Source organism: Streptomyces sp. NPDC007205, assembly GCF_040634095.1.
In the GTDB taxonomy this organism is placed as follows: Bacteria; Actinomycetota; Actinomycetes; order Streptomycetales; family Streptomycetaceae; genus Streptomyces.
On record NZ_JBEYEW010000019.1, the window covers coordinates 48,162 to 68,503 of the forward strand.

At 71.2% G+C, this 20,342-nt stretch carries 18 protein-coding genes, 1 tRNA gene and 2 pseudogenes; 13 read left to right on the forward strand and 8 right to left on the reverse strand.

Features of this window, described 5'->3' with window-relative positions:
* The first annotated feature begins 84 nt into the window (after positions 1–84).
* The 5 genes from ABZ624_RS27535 to ABZ624_RS27555 all read left to right on the forward strand — a co-directional run bounded on the left by ABZ624_RS27535 (position 85) and on the right by ABZ624_RS27555 (position 5,389).
* Positions 85–561, forward strand: coding sequence for a septum formation initiator family protein (locus ABZ624_RS27535; RefSeq protein ID WP_360094347.1), 477 nt, complete (start codon positions 85–87; stop codon positions 559–561).
* Positions 562–613: 52 nt separating this feature from the next.
* A complete protein-coding gene (locus ABZ624_RS27540; protein WP_360094350.1) occupies positions 614–1,150 on the forward strand; it encodes a DUF501 domain-containing protein in 537 nt (178 codons plus the stop codon).
* Positions 1,147–2,088 (forward strand): Ppx/GppA phosphatase family protein, encoded by a 942-nt coding sequence (locus tag ABZ624_RS27545; protein ID WP_360094353.1) that lies wholly within the window; start codon positions 1,147–1,149, stop codon positions 2,086–2,088. Before ABZ624_RS27540 ends, ABZ624_RS27545 begins: the two co-directional genes overlap by 4 nt.
* A gap of 444 nt (positions 2,089–2,532) precedes the next feature.
* Positions 2,533–3,924, forward strand: a complete 1,392-nt coding sequence (locus tag ABZ624_RS27550; RefSeq protein WP_360094356.1) for an NAD(P)/FAD-dependent oxidoreductase — start codon at positions 2,533–2,535, stop codon at positions 3,922–3,924.
* Positions 3,925–4,087: 163 nt separating this feature from the next.
* Complete coding sequence (locus tag ABZ624_RS27555) at positions 4,088–5,389, forward strand: cyclopropane-fatty-acyl-phospholipid synthase family protein (RefSeq protein ID WP_360094359.1); 1,302 nt, start codon at positions 4,088–4,090, stop codon at positions 5,387–5,389.
* A gap of 72 nt (positions 5,390–5,461) precedes the next feature.
* Here ABZ624_RS27555 and ABZ624_RS27560 read toward each other — a convergent pair whose 3' ends face one another.
* Positions 5,462–7,990, reverse strand: coding sequence for an FtsX-like permease family protein (locus ABZ624_RS27560; RefSeq protein WP_360094362.1), 2,529 nt, complete (start codon positions 7,988–7,990; stop codon positions 5,462–5,464).
* On the reverse strand, positions 7,990–8,760 hold the full coding sequence (locus tag ABZ624_RS27565) for an ABC transporter ATP-binding protein (RefSeq protein ID WP_360094365.1): 771 nt from the start codon (positions 8,758–8,760) through the stop codon (positions 7,990–7,992). Before ABZ624_RS27565 ends, ABZ624_RS27560 begins: the two co-directional genes overlap by 1 nt.
* A 425-nt stretch (positions 8,761–9,185) precedes the next feature.
* Between ABZ624_RS27565 and ABZ624_RS27570 the strand changes: the two genes are divergently transcribed.
* The 3 genes and pseudogenes from ABZ624_RS27570 (at position 9,186) to ABZ624_RS27580 (ending at position 10,694) form a co-directional block, all read left to right on the forward strand.
* Positions 9,186–9,272: transfer RNA gene (locus ABZ624_RS27570), tRNA-Leu, on the forward strand.
* 147 nt (positions 9,273–9,419) lie between these two features.
* Positions 9,420–9,658 (forward strand): annotated as a pseudogene (locus ABZ624_RS27575) (FAD-dependent monooxygenase); the annotation flags it as partial.
* 175 nt (positions 9,659–9,833) lie between these two features.
* Positions 9,834–10,694, forward strand: a complete 861-nt coding sequence (locus ABZ624_RS27580; protein WP_360094368.1) for a Bax inhibitor-1/YccA family protein — start codon at positions 9,834–9,836, stop codon at positions 10,692–10,694.
* Positions 10,695–10,759: 65 nt separating this feature from the next.
* On the opposite strand, the gene ABZ624_RS27585 is transcribed toward ABZ624_RS27580, so the two are convergent.
* Complete coding sequence (locus ABZ624_RS27585) at positions 10,760–10,990, reverse strand: DUF4287 domain-containing protein (RefSeq protein WP_061919219.1); 231 nt, start codon at positions 10,988–10,990, stop codon at positions 10,760–10,762.
* 99 nt (positions 10,991–11,089) lie between these two features.
* Between ABZ624_RS27585 and ABZ624_RS27590 the strand changes: the two genes are divergently transcribed.
* Positions 11,090–11,401 carry a hypothetical protein gene (locus ABZ624_RS27590; protein WP_360094371.1) on the forward strand — a complete coding sequence of 104 codons (312 nt, stop codon included), beginning with the start codon at positions 11,090–11,092 and terminating at the stop codon, positions 11,399–11,401.
* A 22-nt stretch (positions 11,402–11,423) separates the two neighbouring features.
* Here the strand turns inward: ABZ624_RS27590 and ABZ624_RS27595 are convergent, their stop codons facing one another.
* The 3 genes from ABZ624_RS27595 to ABZ624_RS27605 all read right to left on the reverse strand — a co-directional run bounded on the left by ABZ624_RS27595 (position 11,424) and on the right by ABZ624_RS27605 (position 14,849).
* Positions 11,424–12,206 (reverse strand): hypothetical protein, encoded by a 783-nt coding sequence (locus tag ABZ624_RS27595; RefSeq protein WP_360094374.1) that lies wholly within the window; start codon positions 12,204–12,206, stop codon positions 11,424–11,426.
* Between the two features lie 283 nt (positions 12,207–12,489).
* Positions 12,490–13,707: an acetyl-CoA C-acetyltransferase gene (locus ABZ624_RS27600; RefSeq protein WP_360094377.1), complete on the reverse strand. Its 1,218-nt coding sequence runs from the start codon at positions 13,705–13,707 to the stop codon at positions 12,490–12,492.
* A gap of 122 nt (positions 13,708–13,829) precedes the next feature.
* A complete protein-coding gene (locus tag ABZ624_RS27605) occupies positions 13,830–14,849 on the reverse strand; it encodes an SGNH/GDSL hydrolase family protein (RefSeq protein WP_360094380.1) in 1,020 nt (339 codons plus the stop codon).
* A gap of 160 nt (positions 14,850–15,009) precedes the next feature.
* Here ABZ624_RS27605 and ABZ624_RS27610 point away from each other — a divergent pair, with 160 nt between their 5' ends.
* The gene (locus tag ABZ624_RS27610) at positions 15,010–16,401 is read left to right on the forward strand and encodes a cystathionine beta-synthase (protein WP_360094383.1); all 1,392 of its coding nucleotides are present in this window, start codon (positions 15,010–15,012) and stop codon (positions 16,399–16,401) included.
* Between the two features lie 298 nt (positions 16,402–16,699).
* On the opposite strand, the gene ABZ624_RS27615 is transcribed toward ABZ624_RS27610, so the two are convergent.
* The gene (locus tag ABZ624_RS27615) at positions 16,700–17,551 is read right to left on the reverse strand and encodes a helix-turn-helix transcriptional regulator (protein ID WP_360094386.1); all 852 of its coding nucleotides are present in this window, start codon (positions 17,549–17,551) and stop codon (positions 16,700–16,702) included.
* A 146-nt stretch (positions 17,552–17,697) separates the two neighbouring features.
* Between ABZ624_RS27615 and ABZ624_RS27620 the strand changes: the two genes are divergently transcribed.
* The gene (locus ABZ624_RS27620; protein WP_360094389.1) at positions 17,698–18,459 is read left to right on the forward strand and encodes an SDR family oxidoreductase; all 762 of its coding nucleotides are present in this window, start codon (positions 17,698–17,700) and stop codon (positions 18,457–18,459) included.
* A gap of 6 nt (positions 18,460–18,465) precedes the next feature.
* On the opposite strand, the gene ABZ624_RS27625 is transcribed toward ABZ624_RS27620, so the two are convergent.
* Positions 18,466–18,906: a hypothetical protein gene (locus tag ABZ624_RS27625; protein ID WP_360094392.1), complete on the reverse strand. Its 441-nt coding sequence runs from the start codon at positions 18,904–18,906 to the stop codon at positions 18,466–18,468.
* A gap of 155 nt (positions 18,907–19,061) precedes the next feature.
* Here ABZ624_RS27625 and ABZ624_RS27630 point away from each other — a divergent pair.
* A pseudogene (locus tag ABZ624_RS27630) lies at positions 19,062–19,439 on the forward strand (histidine ammonia-lyase); the annotation flags it as partial.
* Positions 19,436–20,308 (forward strand): MurR/RpiR family transcriptional regulator, encoded by an 873-nt coding sequence (locus ABZ624_RS27635; protein WP_360094395.1) that lies wholly within the window; start codon positions 19,436–19,438, stop codon positions 20,306–20,308. The pseudogene ABZ624_RS27630 and the gene ABZ624_RS27635, both read left to right, overlap by 4 nt.
* Positions 20,309–20,342 lie beyond the last annotated feature (34 nt).

Genomic DNA, 20,342 nt, shown 5'->3' on the forward strand with positions numbered 1-20,342 from the left:
GTACGTCCCCGGACCCGGTCCCGTACCGTGTCCGGGGACGTACGCACGTGTGAAGCGCAGGGCAAGGGGAGGCGGGAGAGCCACATGGCCGTGAGGGACCGGGACCGTTTCTCCACCGCGACCAGGCTGCGGCTGCTCGGCGAGCAGACGGCGGCCCGGGTCTACCGCTCCCAGACCAAACGGCAGGCCCGCCGCTCCCGGCTCACCGGCCGGGCGGCGCTGCTCGCGCTGGTGCTGTGCTCGATGATCGTCGCGCTCGCCTACCCGATGCGGCAGTACGTCTCCCAGCGCGCGGAGATCGCCGACCTCCAGCGGCAGCAGGAGCAGGCCCGCAAGCGGGTCGAGCAGCTGCGCGACCTCAAGGCACGCTGGCAGGACGACTCCTACGCCGAGCAGCAGATCCGGCGCCGGCTGCACTATGTGAAGCCCGGCGAGACCGGGTACGTGGTCGTCGACCCGGGCGCGGCCCAGCAGTCCCGTGGCGACCTCGGGGCCGCCCACCGGCCCTGGTACGCGAACGTCTGGGACGGCGTCGACAAGTCCGACGCCTCCGACCAGTGAGCAGTAACGCCGGCCTTCGGCCGTAACCGACAGAAAGCTTCGAAGAGCAGTCATGGAATCGCCCCCGCCGCCCACTCCGCGCACCGACCCCACCGACGCGGACGTCGAGGCCTTCAAGCAGCAGCTCGGCCGCCCGCCGCGGGGCCTGCGGGCCATCGCGCACCGCTGCCCGTGCGGTCAGCCGGACGTCGTGGAGACCGCGCCGCGGCTGCCCGACGGCACGCCCTTCCCGACGCTGTACTACCTCACGTGCCCGAAGGCGTCCTCCGCCATCGGCACGCTGGAGGCGAACGGCGTGATGAAGGAGATGACCGAGCGGCTGCAGACGGACCCCGAGCTGGCCGCCGCCTACCGGGCCGCGCACGAGGACTACATCCGGCGCCGGGACCGGATCGACGAGCTGAAGGGCTTCCCGAGCGCGGGCGGCATGCCGGACCGGGTCAAGTGCCTGCACGTCCTGGTGGCCCACTCGCTGGCCGCCGGCCCCGGCGTGAACCCGCTCGGCGACGAGGCGCTCGCCATGCTGCCTCAGTGGTGGAGCAAGGGTGCCTGTGTGACGCTCGAACACACCGAGGGGGACCGGAAGTGACGCGCGTCGCCGCCGTCGACTGCGGTACGAACTCCATCCGTCTGCTGGTCGCCGATGTGCATCCCCGGACCGGCGAACTCGTCGAACTGGACCGCCGCATGACGATCGTGCGGCTCGGCCAGGGCGTCGACCGCACCGGCCGGCTCGCCCCCGAGGCGCTGGAGCGCACGTTCGCGGCCTGCCGTGAGTACGCGGCCGTGATCAAGGAGCACGGTGCCGAGCGCCTGCGCTTCGTGGCCACCTCCGCCTCCCGCGACGCCGAGAACCGGGACGACTTCGTGCGCGGCGTGCTGGACATCCTCGGGGTCGAGCCGGAGGTCATCACCGGCGACCAGGAGGCCGAGTTCTCCTTCACCGGCGCGACCAGGGAACTGACGGGGCGGCAGGACCTCACCCGGCCCTATCTCGTCGTGGACATCGGCGGCGGCTCCACCGAGTTCGTCGTCGGTGACGACCACGTCCGGGCGGCGCGGTCGGTGGACGTCGGCTGCGTGCGGATGACGGAACGTCATCTGGTGCGGGGCGGCGAGGTCGCCGACCCGCCCACCGAGGAGCAGATCGCCGCCATGAGGGCCGACATCGAGGCCGCCCTGGACCTCGCGGAGCGGACGGTCCCGCTGCGCGAGGCGCACACCCTGGTGGGTCTGGCCGGCTCGGTCACCACCGTCTCCGCGATCGCCCAGGAACTGCCCGAGTACGACTCCGCGCGCATCCACCACTCCCGGATCTCCCGCGACCGTGTCCGCGAGATCACCGAGTGGCTGCTGCGCTCCACGCACGCCGAGCGTGCCGCGATCCCGTCGATGCACCCCGGCCGGGTCGACGTCATCGGCGCGGGCGCCCTGGTCCTGCTCGCGATCATGGAGCGGGTCGGCGCCGAGGAGGTCGTCGTCAGCGAACACGACATCCTCGACGGCATCGCGTGGTCGGTGGCGTAGCTCTCTTTTGTTACTCATGGGTAGTCGCCTGCTGAGCAGGACGGATAACGTTTGAGCGGGAGCGAGGGGCCCTATGGGCCCCTCCGTCGCGACCGCCCCGGAAAAGTTCGTGAAGTTCTTCACAAGGAATTCGGCCCGGTCGGGGCGCGGAAGGGTTCCCCTGGGCCCTTCCAGGGGGCGAAGAGCCCTTTGAACATGTTCAGATGAAGGTCGTACCGCACCTTCGGATCGCGTGCCGACAGGGGTGTTGCGAACGGCTCACATGCTCGGTCGTCGGCGAGAGAGGCAGCTCACGCGGCATTGACAACGGCTCCGAGAGTGCTGCGGTTCCCCTCGGCCGCCATGATCTGCGTCACGCGAGCCGCGGAGTGTAGCACAGGGTGTGTCAGACCTTGTGAAGGGGCGCACGAGCGACCCCTCCGAGGCGGGTGGATACTCGATGGCATGAGCACCACGGAGCGTCCCAGGATCCTCGTAGTAGGCGGTGGGTACGTAGGCCTGTACGCAGCTCGGCGCATTCTCAAGAAGATGCGCTACGGCGAGGCGACCGTCACGGTCGTCGACCCCCGGTCGTACATGACCTACCAGCCCTTCCTGCCCGAAGCCGCCGCCGGCAACATCTCCCCTCGCCACGTCGTCGTCCCGCTGCGACGCGTGCTGCCCAAGGCGGAGGTCCTCACCGGCCGGGTCACCACCATCGACCAGGACCGCAAGGTCGCCACGATCGCCCCGCTGGTGGGCGAGGCGTACGAGCTGCCCTTCGACTACCTCGTCATCGCGATGGGCGCGGTCTCCCGCACCTTCCCGATCCCCGGCCTCGCCGAGCAGGGCATCGGCATGAAGGGCATCGAGGAGTCCATCGGCCTGCGCAACCACGTCCTCGAGCAGCTCGACAAGGCCGACTCGACCAACGACGAGGAGATCCGCCGCAAGGCGCTCACCTTCGTCTTCATCGGCGGTGGCTTCGCGGGCGCGGAGACCATCGGCGAGGTCGAGGACCTGGCCCGGGACGCGGCCAAGTACTACAAGAACGTGTCCCGCGAGGACATGCGCTTCATCCTCGTCGACGCCGCCGACAAGATCCTTCCCGAGGTCGGCCCCAAGCTCGGCCAGTACGGCAAGGAGCACCTCGAGGGCCGCGGTGTGGAGATCTACCTCTCCACCTCCATGGACTCCTGCGTCGACGGTCACGTCGTGCTGAAGAACGGCCTGGAGGTCGACTCCAACACGATCGTGTGGACGGCCGGCGTCAAGCCGAACCCGGCGCTCTCCCGCTTCGGGCTGCCGCTCGGCCCGCGCGGCCACGTCGACTGCGAGCCCACGCTCCAGGTCAAGGGCACGGACTACATCTGGGCCGCCGGTGACAACGCCCAGGTCCCGGACCTCGTCGGCCGCAAGGCGGGCAACGAGAACGCCTGGTGCCCGCCGAACGCCCAGCACGCGCTGCGCCAGGCCCGTGTCCTCGGCGACAACGTGGTCTCCGGTATGCGGGGCTTCCCGCAGAAGGACTACGAGCACGCCAACAAGGGTGCGGTGGCCGGTCTCGGCCTGCACAAGGGCGTGGCGATGATCGTCATGGGCAAGGTGAAGATCAAGCTCAAGGGCCGCCTCGCCTGGTACATGCACCGCGGCTACCACGGCATGGCGATGCCGACCTGGAACCGCAAGATCCGCGTCTTCGCCGACTGGACGCTCGGCATGTTCCTCAAGCGCGAGGTCGTCTCCCTGGGCGCCATGGAGAACCCGCGCGAGGAGTTCTACGAGGCCGCGAAGCCCGCGCCGGTCGCCGCCGCGAGCACGGCCGACAAGGCCGGCGAGAAGGCCAAGGCCTCCTGACCTCCACCGGTCGCTGACCGGTCCGAAGGACCTCCCGCCATCCGTGGTGCGGGAGGTCCTTCGGCTTTCCCCCCGAAAAGACGACCCGCGGGACTACTTTCGGTGGCCGACGGTGTTTACCTGGTTACCGGCATCCGGGATCGTCGTCTTGGAGGTGTGCGTCATGGCCGACGCCGCGTCGCGGCTGAGGAGTATCGCCGAGCAGGTACTGGGAGCCCCGCTCCCGGTCCGACTGCGGGCCTGGGACGGCTCGCAGGCCGGGCCGCCGGACGCGCCGGCGCTCGTCCTGCGCAACCGCCGCGCCCTGCGCCGCATGCTGTTCAAGCCGGGCGAACTGGGGCTCGCCCGCGCCTGGGTCTCCGGCGACCTGGAGATCGAGGGGGACCTGTACACCGTGCTGGACGCGATGGCGGGCCTGGTCTGGGAGCGCGGGGAGGACGCCCGCGGTCTGATCGAGTCCGTGCGCGACCCCGCCGTACGGGCCGCCGTACGTGAGCTGCTGAAGCTGGCGGGACCCCCGGTCCCGCCCGCCCCGCCGCGCGAGGAGGCCCGCAGGCCGCGCCGGAACCTGCACACCCGGCACACCGACAAGCGGGCCATCAGCCACCACTACGACGTCGGCAACGACTTCTACGAGCTCGTCCTCGGCCCGTCCATGGTGTACTCCTGCGCATACTGGGAGGCCGCCGGAAAAGGTGCCACGCTGGAGAGCGCCCAGCGCGACAAGCTCGAACTCGTCTGCCGCAAGCTCGGCCTGACGTCAGGCCGGCGGCTGCTGGACGTCGGCTGCGGCTGGGGGTCGATGGCCATCCACGCGGCCCGCGAGCACGGTGTGAGCGTCGTCGGGGTCACCCTGTCGCAGGAACAGGCGGCGTACGCCCGTAAGCGCGTCGCCGACGAGGGGCTGACCGACCGGGTGGAGATCCGGGTCCAGGACTACCGGGACGTCAGGGACGGCCCCTTCGACGCGATCTCCTCCATCGGCATGGCCGAGCACGTCGGCGCCGAACGCTATCTGGAGTACGCCCGCCGGCTGTACGGCCTGCTGAAGCCCGGCGGACGGCTGCTGAACCACCAGATCGCCCGCCGCCCGCAGCACGACGAATCGTCGTACCGCGTGGACGAGTTCATCGACGCCTACGTCTTCCCGGACGGCGAACTGGCCCCGATCGGCGGCACCGTCACCCAGCTGGAACGCGCCGGGTTCGAGGTGCGGGACGTGGAGTCCATCCGCGAGCACTACGCCTGCACCCTGCGCCGCTGGGTGGCCAACCTGGAGGCCGACTGGGACCACGCGGTCCGCCTCACCAGCCCCGGCCGCGCCCGCGTCTGGCTGCTGTACATGGCCGCCTCGGCGCTCGCCTTCGAACGCAACCGGATCGGCGTCAACCAGGTCCTGGCGATCCGCACCCCGGAGTCCGGCGCCTCCGGCCTGCCGCTGCGCCCGCGCACCTGGCACGGCTGACCCGGGCTGAACGGCCGGCACGGCAAGGGCCCCCGCTCCGCGACCGGAACGGGGGCCCTGACCGTCGTACGGCTACTCGGCCTTGATCGCCGCCAGCATGTTCAGCCGGGCCGCGCGCCGGGCCGGCCACAGGGCGGCCAGCACCCCGACCAGGCCCGCCAGCAGCAGGAAGAGCGCCATCCGCCCCCAGGGCAGGACCAGTTCGTACGTCGCCAGCTTCGTGCCCAGCAGCTCACCGGCCGCCCAGCCGAAGAACACGCCGAGCCCGATGCCGAGCACCCCGCCGAACAGGGAGATCACCATCGACTCCAGGCGGACCATCCGCTTGACCGCCCTGCGGTCCAGGCCGATCGCGCGGAGCATACCGATCTCCTGGGAGCGCTCGAAGACCGACATGGCCAGGGTGTTGATGACCCCGAGGACCGCGACGATCACCGCCATGCCGAGCAGGCCGTAGAGCATGTTCAGCATCAGCGTGAACATCTTCGCGATGGCGTTGGAGATGTCCTGCTTGTCCTGGATTTTAATGGCCGGGTTGGAGTCGAGGGCCTTGACCAGCTTGTCCTTGGTGGCGCTGGAGGCGCCGCCCGCGGTCTTGACCATGACGTCGCTGTCGGCCGGACGGGCCAGGTGCGGGGTGAGGGCCTTGTTGTCGACCAGGATCTCCCTGAACATCTCGTTGCCCTGGTAGACACCGGCGACCGTCAGCTTCTGCCGCTTGCCGTCCTCGTAGTGCACGGTGAAGACCGACCCGGCCTTCCAGCCGTGCGACCTGGCCGTGTCCTCGTCCACGGCGACCCGGGAGCCGCTCACCTCGAAGGTGCCCTGCTTCGTCTCCAGATGGGTCAGGACGCCGATCGCGGAGCCGTTGACGCCGGTCAGCACCTCGCTGGAGCCGTCGATGCGGGAGACGGCACGGCGCACGGGGCTGCTGGCGGTCACGCCGTCGGTCGCGGCGAGCTTCTTCGCCACGTCGGGGGAGAGCGAGTCGCCGTTGGTCATCGAGACGACGTAGTCCGCGCGCAGCGACGAGCCGGCCATCTTGTCGATCGCCGCCTGCAGGCTGCCCGCCGTCACCGTCATACCGGTGATCAGCGTCAGGCCGATCATCAGCGCGGAGGCCGTGGCCGCCGTACGGCGCGGGTTGCGCACCGAGTTCTGGCGGGCGAGCTTGCCCGAGACGCCGAAGGCGCGCATGACCGGGGCGGCGGCCGCGATCAGCGGCCGGGACAGCAGCGGGGTCAGGATGAACACGCCGATGATCAGCAGGACGGCACCGATGCCCATCGGACCCTGCGCGGAGTCGGCGTCCATCGACGTGGCCGCGAGGACCACCGCGACACCGGCCGCCGCGAACAGGGCGCCGAACGTGTTGCGCAGCACCAGCGACTTGGTCGTCGCCTTGGCGTGCACGCTGCTCATCGCCGCCACCGGCGGGATCTTCGCGGCGCGGCGGCCGGGCAGCCAGGCGGCCAGCATGGTGATGAGGACGCCGACCGCGAGGGCGGCCACCACGGTGCCCGGGCTGATCACCAGCGGCCCGTCGGGCACGCTCGCGCCGAAGGAGCCCAGCAGGGAGCGCAGGCCCGCGCCGATGCCGATACCGGCGGCCAGACCGGCCACACCGGCGACCGCTCCGACCGCGAACGCCTCGATGAGCACCGAACGGGTCACCTGGCGGCGGGAGGCGCCGACCGCGCGCAGCAGGGCCAGTTCCCGGGTGCGCTGGGCGACCAGCATGGTGAAGGTGTTGGCGATGATGAACGTGCCGACGAACAGCGCGATGCCGGCGAACACCAGCAGGCTCTGCTTCAGGCTGCTCATCGAGTCGGCGATCGTCTTCGCCTGGTCGTCGGCGAGCTGCTTGCCGGTGGCGGTCTCCACCAGGCGGGACGGCAGGGCCTTGTCGAGTTCGGCCTTGAGCGCGGACTGGCTGGTGCCGGGCGCCGCCTTGACGTCGATCTCGTCGTACGTGCCCTTCTTGCCGAAGAGCTTCTGCGCCGTCGGCGTGTCGAACAGGGCGAGGCTGCCGCCGGCGGACACGTTGCCGTCGTCGGTGGTGAAGATGCCGGCGAGGGCCGGGGTGAGGACCGGGCCGTCCACCGACAGGCGTACGGTGTCGCCGACCTGGTAGCCGGCGCGCTTCGCGGTCCTGGAGTCGAGCAGCACCTCGTCCTCGCCGTGCGGCGCGTGGCCGCTGACCAGCGGGTAGCGGGCGTCCTTGGTGCCCCAGTAGTTGCCGCCGGCGGACTGCCAGTCGCCGCCGGCCGGCTTGCCGTCCTGGTCGGCGACGGCGGTGAAGCCGCTGACGACACCGGTCGCGGAGGCGGCGCCCGGGACCTTGCCGGCCTTGTCCAGCATGGCCCGGGTCAGGCCGGCCGTCCGGCCGACCTGGTCGCCCCGGGAGTCCTGGTACGCGGGCCGTACGGCGACGTCGACCTGGTCGAAGCCCTTCGCGGAGCTCTTCTGGTAGGCGTCGGAGATGGTGTTGGTGAAGACGAGCGTCCCGGAGACGAAGGCCACGCCGAGCATGACGGCGAGCACGGTCATCAGCAGCCGGGCCTTGTGCGCGAGGACGTTGCGCAGGGCGGTGCGGAACATCAGCTGGTACGGCCCTTCGCGTCGAACTGCTTCATGAGGTCGAGGACGGAGTCGGCCGTGGGGCCGTACATCTCGTCGACGATCCGGCCGTCCGCGAGGAAGATCACGCGGTCGGCGTAGGCGGCGGCGACGGGGTCGTGGGTCACCATGACGACGGTCTGGCCCAGTTCGCGCACGGAGTTGCGCAGGAAGCCGAGCACCTCGGCGCCGGAGCGCGAGTCGAGGTTTCCGGTCGGCTCGTCACCGAAGATGATGTCGGGCCTGGAGGCGAGGGCGCGGGCGACGGCCACGCGCTGCTGCTGGCCCCCGGAGAGCTGCGAGGGCCGGTGGCTGAGCCGCCCGGACAGGCCGACCATGGAGATCACCCGCTCCAGCCAGGCCTTGTCCGGCTTCCGTCCGGCGATGTCCATCGGCAGGGTGATGTTCTCCAGCGCCGTCAGCGTCGGCAGCAGGTTGAACGCCTGGAAGATGAAGCCGATCTTGTCCCGGCGGAGCTTGGTGAGCTGCTTGTCCTTCAGGGAGCCGAGCTCGGTGTCGCCGATGCGCACGGATCCGGAGGAGAAGGTGTCGAGGCCGGCCACGCAGTGCATCAGCGTGGACTTGCCCGAGCCGGACGGGCCCATGATCGCGGTGAACTCGGCCTGCCGGAAGTCGACGGAGACCCGGTCCAGGGCGACCACCCGGGTCTCACCCTGCCCGTAGGTCTTCGACAGCTCCGTGGCGCGTGCGGCCACGGCGGTGGTCCGGCCGGCGGTGGGTGTGGTGGTCACGGGAGGGTGCTCCTGTCGGGACGACGTGTGTTCCATGGGGACCGTTCCATCGTCCCGGTGCCGGGGGCCCGTGTAGTCAGTCGCTGCTCCGGTTCCGGAGGGCGACTCGGGTCGGACGGGCGGACGCCGTGTCATACCTGGGGAGGACGGCCGACCCCGAGAGGGGGCGCTGCCGAACCGGTGCCGAACCGGTGTCGAACGATGTCGAGAACGGGTGGAACACCCTCGTTGGGACGGTGAAATTCCGTCATTCCACGTACGCCCGTACCCCCGTCACGGCACGCTGTTGGCAAGTGCGGATGGCCCGTTCCGCGGGCTGATGCACCCTCAGACGTCAATAAAATAAGACAACATCGGTCCGCCCGTCCGCTGTTCGGGGGAAGCGTCCCGATAGGCTCGAACCTCGATGCGGAGCCCAATGGCCTGCCCGGATGGTGGAATGCAGACACGGCGAGCTTAAACCTCGCTGCCCCTTCGCGGGCGTGCCGGTTCAAGTCCGGCTCCGGGCACCACCCGCGCCCCTGCGACAGGGGTTCGCGGACAAGGGTCGGGTTCATGCGCACCACCGTCGGGATCATCGGAGCGGGGCCGGCCGGCCGGACTGCTGCTCGCGCGGCTGCTGCACCGCGCCGGCATCGACTCCGTGGTCCTGGAGAGCCGCGCTTCGGCCGCCGCCACCGGGTCGGCGCTACCTCCGGGTGCCCGCCGGGACGCAGGCCGAGGAGTGGACCGACGACGAGATCCGGCCGGAGCTTCAGCGGCGCTTCGAGACGGACGACGACTGGCGGCTCGAACGCGGCCCCGTCACCCACAAGTCGGTCACCCGATGCGCTCCTTCGTCCACGAGCCGATGCACCACGGCCGGCTCCTCCTCGCCGGCGACGCCGCCCACATCGTCGTCAGGTCGCAGGTTCGTCAGGGAATGCGATCAGCCGTGGCCGGGAATCGCCGGCCGACGTAGCGTGTTGCGCAGCACGGCAGGGGAAAGATCCTCCTCAGGTATCATGGTCGGTCCTTTGCCAATCCATTACCCTTGAGCCCAAGGCTGCGCACGGCAGCCATGGAGGAGTGAAATGAGGAGCAGTAACCCGGTCTTCTCGCGACGGGGGTTCAGCCGCGACAACGGCTACGCCGGCTTCAACACCGCACCGCAGGCCGGGTACGCACAGGGCAACCCGTACGCGCAGAACCCCTACGCCCAGAGCCCGTACGCCCAGCCGGGTGTCCAGTACGGCACCCCGCCGCAGGCCCCCGCCACCACCGACCGGATGACCATGGACGACGTCGTCGTCCGCTCGGCCATCACGCTCGGCACCGTCGCCGTCGGCGCCGTACTCGCCTGGGCGCTGCTGCCGGTGACGGCGACCAGCTACGGCCTGGCCGTCGGTTCCGCGATCGTCGCGTTCGTCCTGGCGATGGTCCAGAGCTTCAGGCGCACCCCCTCCCCCGCGCTGATCCTCGGGTACGCCGCCTTCGAGGGCGTCTTCCTCGGGGTCATCAGCGAGATGTACAACAGCCGCTGGAGCGGCGCCCCGTTCCAGGCGGTGCTCGGCACCATGGCGGTCTCGGCCGCGACCCTGCTGGTCTACAAGGCCGGCTGGATCCGCGTCACCGCGCGCTACGCCCGCATCGGTATGGCCATCGCCATGGCGTTCCTGGTGGTCATGGCGGTCAACCTGCTGCTGGTCGCGTTCGGCGTCGCCGAGGACGGCGGGCTGCGCAGCTTCGGTCCGCTCGGCGCGCTCGTCGGCATCGTCGCGATCCTGCTCGGCGCGTTCTTCCTGACCCTCGACTTCAAGCAGATCGAGGACGGCATCGCCTACGGCGCCCCGCGCAACGAGTCCTGGCTGGCCGCCTTCGGCCTCACCATGACCTTGGTGTGGATCTACGTCGAGATGCTCCGGCTGGTGGCGATCTTCACCAACAACGACTAGCGCGAGCAGCGCGTGCGCCGGTCATGAGCAAGGGCCCCGGGTTCCGCCCCGGGGCCCTTTGCCGTCTAGAGCAGCTTGCGCGCCGCCCTCCTCAGGTCGTACTCGTGGACGATCGCCTTCGCGTGGCCGTACGCGAGGTCGTACTCGTGCCGGAGCCAGCTGACCTTCTCCTCGAAGCGGAACAGGGCGGGGCCGTCTTCTACGGTGCGCAGCCAGTCGGAGACTTCACGACCGGTGCAATGGGGGATGCGGGCGAGCAGATTGCGGTGGGTCTCCTCGGAGAAGAGTTGGGACATCGGCGCCTCCGAACGCAAAGGGGATGTAAGCCGGTCCTTCACGTCACCGTGCCTGAGCGTTCGCGTATTGGCAACAGTGCGGCACGTTACGCTCGGCGCGTGGTTGATACGACGCCCTTGACCCAAGCAGTGGATCATTTCGCCGACCGGTTGCGTGCGGCGCCGCAGAGCCGACTTCAGCGGGGCGCTGCCGCGGAGGCGCTGGCGCTGGCCAGGGAGTTGGCTCGGCGGGCGCAGGCTGTCGAGGAGCCGGGGAGTGAGCCTCGGGAGATGCCGGACGCGGGGATGTTCGCGGCGGCTGATCAGATTCTCGTGGCCGCGCACGATTTGGCGGTGGTGGTGCGGAGCGACGACGAGGTCGCCGAAGCGGTGCGCGCGGTCGAGGAGGCGCGGAAGAGAGCGGGGGTCTGAGGCGCGGGCCGTCAGCGGTGTTTCACAGTGACGCGATGACCCTGTCGGCCAGGATGTAGACCATGTCCTCGCCGCACGCGAAGGTCAGCGTGTAGGCGCCGGAGACGCCCGAGCCGCCCAGCAGGTACGGGGCCTCGCCCGCGTTCACCGCCGCCGCCAGGCGTTCGGCGGTCTCGCGGTGGCCCGGGGTCATGCACAGGGTGGTGCCGTCGGCGAAGACGTAGACGTCGAGGGTGCCGAGCGGACCCGGGCGGACGTCGGAGAGTTCGACGCGGTCCGCGGCCAGCTGCTCCAGTGCAGTCGCCGTGCGCTCGTGGTCGTTCACCGCCGGCGACTGCACCGGGACGAAGTCGGGGTGCGAGGGGTGGCGGCGGCGGGCCGCCGCCAGCTCCGGGGACTCCCCGGCGAACTCGTCGGTCTCGGCGGTCGGCTCGGACACCGGCTCCAGGCCCACGAAGTCGGTCTGCCGGGGCAGGAACAGGTCGGCGTCGGGCAGGCCGAGCAGAGTAGGGGCGTCGGAGGCGTCACGGGTCTCCTGCGCGGCCCAGAAGGCGCGCGCCTCGGCCAGCTCCCGCTCCCGCTCCTCGGCGAGCGCCTCGGCCACGGCAGCGCGTATCTGGTCGGCGTCGGAGCCGCTGCGGGCGTTCGGCAGCAGCGCGCGCATGGCGGCTGACTGGTTCTCCGCGAGCTGGGCCTGCAGCTCACCGAGCTGGCGGCGCAGCTTCAGAACGGTGCGCAGGACGGCGACGCCCACGGCGCCGGTGGCGGCCGTGGTGAGCAGCAGGGCGATCGGCATGGCGCTCACTGACGTACTCCCGGTTCAAAGTCGACCCCCGACTTCCTACATCAGCTTGAAGGGCGGACTATCCAGCTGTCAGTGCGTAACGTCACGAAACGGACAGGACTTTGGACTCGTGCCGGGGCTGAGCGCCTCGCTGACCTGCGCTGACCTGCAGCGATGTGTCCGGCGAGCGAGATAGGTCACATCCTGGGCGAGATTGGATCACGGAAAGGCCCAGAACCGTGGAGTTTCCTCGGTTCCGGGCCGGTTCCTGACGTGTCGTGCCCGCTCCGCTACGGACGGTGCGTCAGCTGAGGCGCTCGATGACCATCGCCATGCCCTGGCCGCCGCCGACGCACATCGTCTCCAGGCCGAACTGCTTGTCGTGCCACTGCAGGGAGTTGATGAGCGTGCCGGTGATCCGGGCGCCGGTCATGCCGAAGGGGTGGCCGACGGCGATGGCGCCGCCGTTGACGTTCAGCCTGTCGAGGTCGATGCCGAGCTCGCGGTAGGAGGGGATCACCTGGGCGGCGAAGGCCTCGTTGATCTCGACCAGGTCGATGTCGTCGATGGTCAGGCCGGCGCGCTGGAGGGCCTGCCGGCTCGCCTCGACCGGGCCGAGGCCCATGATCTCGGGGGAGAGGCCGGAGACGCCGGTGGACACGATCCGGGCCAGCGGGGTCAGGCCCAGTTCCCGGGCCTTGGTGTCGGACATGATGACGACGGCCGCGGCGCCGTCGTTGAGCGGGCAGCAGTTGCCGGCGGTGACGAGCCCGTCCGGGCGGAAGACCGGCTTCAGACCGGCGACGCCCTCCAGGGTGACGCCGGGGCGGGGGCCGTCGTCCTTGCTGACCACCGTGCCGTCGGGAAGCGTGACCGGGGTGATCTCGCGCTCCCAGAAGCCGTTCTTGATGGCCTGCTCCGCGAGATTCTGCGAGCGGACGCCGAACTCGTCCATCTCCTGGCGGGTGATGCCCTTGGCGCGGGCCAGGTTCTCGGCGGTCTGGCCCATCGCGATGTACGGGTCGGGCAGCTTGCCGTCCTCGCGCGGGTCGTGCCAGGTCGTTCCCTCCTGCTGGGCGACGGCCTCGGTGCGGGCCTGCGCCTCGGCGAACAGCGGGTTGTAGGTGCCCGGCATGTCGGAGCTGCCGTGGGCGTAGCGGGAGACCGTCTCGACACCGGCCGAGATGAACACGTCGCCCTCGCCGGCCTTGATGGCGTGCAGGGCCATGCGGGAGGTCTGCAGGGACGAGGAGCAGTAGCGGGTGATCGTGCAGCCCGGCAGGTGGTCCATGCCCATCTGTACGGCGACGATCCGGCCGAGGTTGTGGCCCTGCTCGCCGCCGGGCAGGCCGCAGCCGAGCATCAGGTCGTCGATGTCCCTGGGGTCCAGCTCGGGGACCTTGGCGAGCGCGGCCTGGATGATCGTGGCGGTCAGGTCGTCGGGGCGCAGGTCCTTGAGGGAGCCCTTGCCTGCGCGGCCGATGGGGGAGCGGGCGGTCGAGACGATGACGGCTTCGGGCATCACGGGCTCCAGGTGAACGGGTTTGGGCAGGGCCGGTTGGGAAGTTACCCGGCCGTACCTGCGTGGTCATCGGTGTTGCGGTGTGACACTGGCCGCACTTTCTAAGCGCTTGCTTGGCTGGGTCACACCGACGGGCGCGCGGGCTCGGCCTCGGGCACCCGACGCCGCCGACGCCGCTTCAGCAGAGCCCAGGGCCCACGCGGCCCCGTGGGCATCGCCGCCGTCACCTCCGTGCCCGCCTCGGACGCGGCTTCCGCGGCGGCCCGCGCCACCGGCAGGAACCCCTCGCGCCGCGACACGTCCGGCCGGTCCTCCTCCGCCGGCCACAGCCCCAGCGCCGCGCACACCGTGGGCAGGACGGCCATGGCAGCGGTCGCGTACCCCTCGGCCGAGGGGTGGTAGTTGTCGGGGCCGAACAACTCCCGCGGGTTCGCCTCGAACTCGGGGCCGAGCAGGTCGCCCAGGGACACCGTCCGGCCCCCCTGCTCCACCACCCCGATCGTCTGCGCCGCCGCCAGCTGCCGGGAAGCCCGCCGCGCCAGCCAGCGCAGCGGCTGCTGCACCGGCTCGATGGTGCCGAGGTCGGGACACGTGCCGACCACCACCTCGGCACCGGCCGTGCGCAGCCGTCGTACCGCCGTCGACAGGTGCCGTACCGAACGGGTCGGCGGCATCCGGTGCGTCACGTCGTTCGCGCCGATCATGATCACGCAGATGTCCGGGACGGGGGGCGAGGACGACAGGACCAGGGCCACCTGCCGGTCCAGGTCGTCGGACTGGGCGCCCGGCACGGCCACGTTGCGCAGTTCCACCGGGCGTTCCGCCACCGCCGCAAGCCCCGAGGCCAGCAGCGCGCCCGGTGTCTGGCCCGACCGGTGCACGCCCTGCCCGGCCGCCGTGGAGTCACCGAGCATGGTCAGACGGAGGGGTGGTTCTCCGGGGACGTCGTACGCGTGGCCGTACACACCGTCGGCCACCGGGACGCGGCCGCCGCTGCCGTTGCCCACATGGCGCCGCGCCAGCCGGACCTCCGCCAGCAGCAGACCGACGGCGGCCGCGCCGACCAGCCCGACCCCGCCACCGCCGTACGCCGCTCCGGCCGCGATGCGGCGGGCCACTCTCGCCCTCGACATGCTCGTCATGCGTCGCCGCCACCTCCCTCATAGCCGTACATCCACTCCTTGCCCCGTACAGGCCGTGTGCCAATCTCCACGGGGAGTGAACGACCGCCACGGCCACACACCTGGCCTTAGGCTGGCGGCACTACTACGAACACTTCTTTTGCAGCGACCGGAGACAACGGTGCAATTCCACGACTCGATGATCAGCCTCGTCGGCAACACCCCGCTGGTGCGGCTCAACAACGTGACCAAGGGCATCCAGGCCACCGTCCTGGCCAAGGTGGAGTACTTCAACCCGGGCGGCTCCGTGAAGGACCGCATCGCCCTGCGCATGATCGAGGCCGCCGAGGAGAGCGGGGAACTGAAGCCGGGCGGCACGATCGTCGAGCCGACCAGTGGCAACACCGGTGTGGGGCTGGCGATCGTCGCCCAGCAGAAGGGCTACAAGTGCATCTTCGTCTGCCCTGACAAGGTCTCCACCGACAAGATCAACGTGCTGCGCGCGTACGGCGCGGAGGTCGTGGTGTGCCCGACCGCCGTGGCACCCGAGCACCCGGACTCCTACTACAACGTCTCCGACCGGCTCGTCCGGGAGACCCCGGGCGCCTGGAAGCCGGACCAGTACTCCAACCCCAACAACCCGCTGTCGCACTATCACTCGACCGGTCCCGAGCTGTGGGAGCAGACCGAGGGGAAGATCACCCACTTCGTGGCGGGCGTCGGCACCGGCGGCACCATCTCCGGCACCGGCCGCTATCTGAAGGACGCCGGCGACGGCAGGGTCCAGGTCATCGGCGCCGACCCCGAGGGCTCGGTGTACTCCGGCGGCTCCGGACGGCCGTACCTGATCGAGGGCGTCGGCGAGGACTTCTGGCCGAGCGCCTACGACCGCACCGTCGCCGACGAGATCGTCGCCGTGTCCGACAAGGACGCCTTCCAGATGACCCGCCGCCTCGCCAAGGAGGAGGGCCTCCTCGTCGGCGGCTCCTGCGGCATGGCCGTCGTCGCCGCGCTGCGGGTCGCCGAGCGGCTCGGCCCGGACGACGTCGTGGTCGTCCTGCTGCCGGACAGCGGCCGTGGGTACCTGTCGAAGATCTTCAACGACGAGTGGATGGCCGACTACGGCTTCCTGGAGGACGAGGGCCCGAGCGCCCGGGTCGCCGACGTCCTGAGCGACAAGGCGGGCGGCACCATCCCCTCGCTCGTGCACATGCACCCCGAGGAGACCGTCGGCCAGGCCATCGAGGTGCTGCGCGAGTACGGCGTCTCGCAGATGCCGGTCGTCAAGCCGGGCGCCGGTCACCCGGACGTGATGGCCGCCGAGGTCGTCGGGTCGGTCGTGGAGCGGGAGCTGCTGGACGCGCTCTTCAACAAGCGCGCCTCCCTCGACGACCCGCTGGAGAAGCACATGTCCGCCCCGCTGCCCCAGGTCGGCTCGGGCGAGCCGGTCGGCGACCTGATGTCCGTGCTCGGCTCGGCCGACGCGGCGATCGTCCTGGTCGAGGGCAAGCCGACCGGCGTGGTCAGCCGGCAGGACCTGCTGGCCTTCCTGGCCAAGGGCGGGAACAAGTAGCCGACCCTGGGGGAGGACCGGGGTTTCGCGGAAGTGGTACGAGCGTGTCATGTGCGCGCAGCACCCGCTTAACACGCGTTCGGCACATTGGTGGGTGTCGGCAGGGAGGGAGCGGCTCCCCTCCCCGGCCGGCGCCGAACGGCGCCAAGGACCTCCGGAGCGGCTCCCGGACCTCCATGGACGCCACGGACGCGGGGCCCGGCCTGACCCGGCCCGCGTCCCTCGCGGGGACCGCCGTCGTCCCGCCCCCCGGCAACGGGGGTGCGGCGGTCCCCGCGCAATTCTCTTCCGGAGGGGTTCAACGGGCGGTGCTGGACTCCCAACTCCCCAGCAGCGCAAGGCGTTCCGCCGTCTCCGACCCCGGTTCCGGCGTGTACACCACGATCGTCTGGTCCGGGGACGCCGGGATCGTCAAGGTCTCGTAGGGCAGGGTCAGCAGGCCCGCCACCGGGTGCCGTACCTTCTTCACGCCGTACGCGCACTCCCTGACCTCGTGGTCCGCCCACAGCCGGCGGAAGTCCTCGCTCTTCAGGGAGAGTTCGCCGACCAGCGCGCACAGCTCGGGGTCGTCGGCGTACCGGCCCGCGTTCACCCGCAGATGGGCCACCGTCTGGGCGGCGATCGCGTGCCACTCGGGGTAGAGGTCCCGGCCGGCCGGGTCCAGGAAGACCCGGCGGGGCATGTTCCGCCCGGCCGGTGCCAGGCGGCTGAAGCCGTTCACCGCGTCGCCGAGGGCGTTCCAGGCCAGGACGTCCATGCGGGGGCCCAGCACGAACGCCGGGCTGCGCTCCATGGTGTCCAGCAGGAGCTGCACGCCGGGGCGGACGTGGGGCGCCTCGGGCCGCTGCCGCCCCTTGCGCTGCCGGCGGGGACGCGCCACCGTCCGCAGATACGCCTGCTCGGTCTCGTCCAGCCGCAGCACCCGGGCGATCGCGTCCAGCACGGCGTCGCTGACGCTCGTGCCCCGGCCCTGCTCCAGGCGGATGTAGTAGTCGACGCTGACGCCCGCGAGCTGGGCCACCTCCTCACGGCGCAGGCCCGGTACGCGGCGCCGCCCATGGCTGGGCAGCCCCACCTCCTCGGGCTGGATGCGTGCACGTCGCGAGCGCAGGAAGTCGCCGACTTCCCCTTCCAGCCAGTCCCCGTCCATGGCGTCGATCGTAGGGGAACGGCCGGACGCCGGCCTGGTACTGGCAGACCCAGGAAAACCGCATCCCTGGGTACGGCCGCCGGACCGGGCGAGGCTGGTGTCAGCCGCCGGGGAGCCGCCCCGGTGCGAACCCAGGGGGAACACCCATGTCGTACCAGAACCTGTCCGGCCGCACCGCCGTCGTCACCGGAGCCGCCAGCGGCATCGGCGAGGCCGTCGCCCGGCAGCTGGCCGCCGAGGGCGCCCGGGTGGCGCTGCTCGCCCGGCGCGCGGACCGGCTGGAAAGCGTGGTCGAGAAGATCCGGGCCGAGGGCGGCGAGGCGCTCGCCGTGGTCGCCGACGTCACCGACGACACCTCGGTGGCGGCCGCCCGGGACCTGGTCCACGAGACGTTCGGCCCCGTCGGCCTCGTCGTCAACAACGCCGGTGTCATGCTGCCGAACCCGGTCGGCGAGGGACGGCTCGACGAGTGGCAGCGGATGCTCGACACCAACGTCGCCGGCGTACTGCGGATCATCCGCGCCTTCACCGCCGACCTGGTCGGCACCGCCGCCGAGGGCCGCACCGCCGACCTCGTCAACGTCTCCTCCATCGGCGCGCACGTGCCCTTCCCCAACTACGCGGTGTACGGCGCCACGAAGGCCGCCGTCACCTATCTCTCGCAGTCCCTGCGCACCGAGTTCGGGCCGCAGGACGTGCGGGTGACGAACATCGAGCCCGGACTGACGGAGACCGAGCTGAAGGACCATGTCGACAGCGCGGAGCTGTCCGGGCAGCTGGACGGCATGCTGCAGGCGGTCGGCGCCCTCACGGCGGCGGAGGTCGCGGATGTCGTCGCCTACGCCGCCAGCCGGCCCCGGCACGTCAACCTCCGCCAGATCATGGTGCTGCCGACCCGGCAGGCGTGAGGACGGTCAGTCCTCGGACGACGTGCGCCGCCGCCCGGTGAGCAGTTCCGGGTTCGTGCGCACCGCCTGGGCGAAGTTGACGCCGACGATGCCGGCCCAGGTGGCGAGCGTCCCGGCCGTTCCCGCGATGCCGCCGCCGACGGCGGTCAGCGGGATCGCCAGGACCAGCGAGACGATGGCGAACCCGAAGCGCTCCGGCCAGCTGTCGGCGGTCTTCGGGCGCCGGGCGCCGCGCGCGGTCTCCATCCGCTGCTCGGCCAGATGCCGCCGCACCCGGCGGTCCACCGCGTCGTCGATCCGCTGCTCGACCTTCTCCAGGAAGGAGTCGACCAGCGCGGAGTCGTAGTCGGCGCCCAGGTCCGTGCGGGCCCGCACGGTGGCGTCGAGTTCCTTGCGCAGGTCCGCGTCCTTCTTCAGGCTCGCGTCCGGCGAGTCCAGTGTGCTCATGGGTCCGAGCGTACGGAGCGGTCACTGCCCCCGCACTGGGGACAACCCCCCTCTTCGCACCGGGCCGCCGGCCCTTGCCCTGGCTGTATAAGGTCATGCAGAGTTCTTGGTGACTGAATAGGCTGGGGTGAGGGGAGTGCGGGCGTGATGTCGTGGTGACGATCCTGGAGTGCGCGGCCGGGGCGGCCCCCGGTGACCTGCGGGCCTTTTCCGCGCCCGCCTCGCCCGGCCACGCTGTACTCTCCCGGGGCGTCGAGGAACAGGCGGGCTTCGCCTCGCTCGCCGCGCGGCAGACCCCGCGCGCGTGCGGTGCGTACCGTCCGGTGGCCGGCTGCGAACACGTCGCCGCCGTCCGCGCGCCGCGTCAGCGGGATCTCAGCCCCGACCCCGGGCTGCCGGCCGGACGGGCGTTCGCGCTCGCCGGGACGGTCCTCGACGCCGGTCCGGCCGACCGGCCGCTCACGGACGACGTGACGGAGGCGGCCGCACCGATCGACCGGTTCGCGGACATCTGGAGGGGGAGCGCGGCATGAGCGTGGACAGGAGTACCGGCGGGACGCCCGGCGCGTCGGACAGTCCGGCGAACCGTCTGCAGGCGCTCTTCGAAGGGCACCGGCTCACACCGACCCAGCGCCGGATCGCGCACAGCATGGTGCGGCGGGCCGCCGACGTGCCGTTCCTGTCCAGCGTGGAGCTGGCCGAACTGGCGGGGGTCAGCCAGCCGTCGGTGACCCGGTTCGCCGTCGCGCTCGGCTTCGACGGCTATCCGGCGCTGCGCAAGCACCTGCGCGAGGTGGTCCCCGCCGAACCGGCCGCGGAGGCGGGTGCCTTCAACGAGTACCAGCAGGCCGTCGAGGCCGAGATCGAGAACCTGAGGCACCTCGCCGACCTGCTCGCCGACCCCCGCCCGGTGCAGAAGGCCGGCCGGGTCCTGGCCGCCTCGCGTCCGCTGCCGGTGCTCGGCCTGCGCGCCGCCGCCTCCCAGGCGTACGGCTTCGCCTACTTCGCCGCCAAGGTCCATCCGGACGTCCGGCTGCTCAACGAGGGCGGCACGATGATCCAGGACCGGATCGACGCGGCCGTCCGCGCGGGCGCCTCCGCGCTGCTGTGCTTCGCGCTGCCCCGGCACCCCCGCGAGGTCGTCGACACCCTCGCCTACGCCAAGGACGTGGGCCTGACGACCGTCACGGTCGCCGACTCCGCGTTCGCCCCGGTCGCCAAGCACTCCGATCTGCTGCTGCCCGCCGCCGTCGGCACCGGGCTCGCCTTCGACACCGCGTGCGCGCCGATGCTGCTCGGGCGGGTGCTGCTGGAGGCGGTCTGCGACGACCTGCCCGAGGCGCAGGCCCGGCTGGAGGAGTTCGACGCGAAGGCGGCGGCCCGCGGTCTGTTCGTGGAGTGACCGGCCTCCTTCCGCGTGTGCTCTCAGATTCGTC

Excerpts from the sequence above, each read along its gene's own strand:
- ABZ624_RS27535 (WP_360094347.1), top strand. The coding sequence starts at position 85 with ATGGCCGTGAGGGACCGGGACCGTTTCTCCACCGCGACCAGGCTGCGG.
- ABZ624_RS27540 (WP_360094350.1), top strand. The coding sequence starts at position 614 with ATGGAATCGCCCCCGCCGCCCACTCCGCGCACCGACCCCACCGACGCG.
- ABZ624_RS27550 (WP_360094356.1), top strand. The coding sequence starts at position 2,533 with ATGAGCACCACGGAGCGTCCCAGGATCCTCGTAGTAGGCGGTGGGTAC.
- ABZ624_RS27555 (WP_360094359.1), top strand. The coding sequence starts at position 4,088 with ATGGCCGACGCCGCGTCGCGGCTGAGGAGTATCGCCGAGCAGGTACTG.
- ABZ624_RS27560 (WP_360094362.1), bottom strand. The coding sequence starts at position 7,990 with ATGTTCCGCACCGCCCTGCGCAACGTCCTCGCGCACAAGGCCCGGCTG.
- ABZ624_RS27580 (WP_360094368.1), top strand. The coding sequence starts at position 9,834 with ATGAGGAGCAGTAACCCGGTCTTCTCGCGACGGGGGTTCAGCCGCGAC.
- ABZ624_RS27585 (WP_061919219.1), bottom strand. The coding sequence starts at position 10,990 with ATGTCCCAACTCTTCTCCGAGGAGACCCACCGCAATCTGCTCGCCCGC.
- ABZ624_RS27600 (WP_360094377.1), bottom strand. The coding sequence starts at position 13,707 with ATGCCCGAAGCCGTCATCGTCTCGACCGCCCGCTCCCCCATCGGCCGC.
- ABZ624_RS27605 (WP_360094380.1), bottom strand. The coding sequence starts at position 14,849 with ATGACGAGCATGTCGAGGGCGAGAGTGGCCCGCCGCATCGCGGCCGGA.
- ABZ624_RS27615 (WP_360094386.1), bottom strand. The coding sequence starts at position 17,551 with ATGGACGGGGACTGGCTGGAAGGGGAAGTCGGCGACTTCCTGCGCTCG.
- ABZ624_RS27620 (WP_360094389.1), top strand. The coding sequence starts at position 17,698 with ATGTCGTACCAGAACCTGTCCGGCCGCACCGCCGTCGTCACCGGAGCC.
- ABZ624_RS27625 (WP_360094392.1), bottom strand. The coding sequence starts at position 18,906 with ATGAGCACACTGGACTCGCCGGACGCGAGCCTGAAGAAGGACGCGGAC.
- ABZ624_RS27635 (WP_360094395.1), top strand. The coding sequence starts at position 19,436 with ATGAGCGTGGACAGGAGTACCGGCGGGACGCCCGGCGCGTCGGACAGT.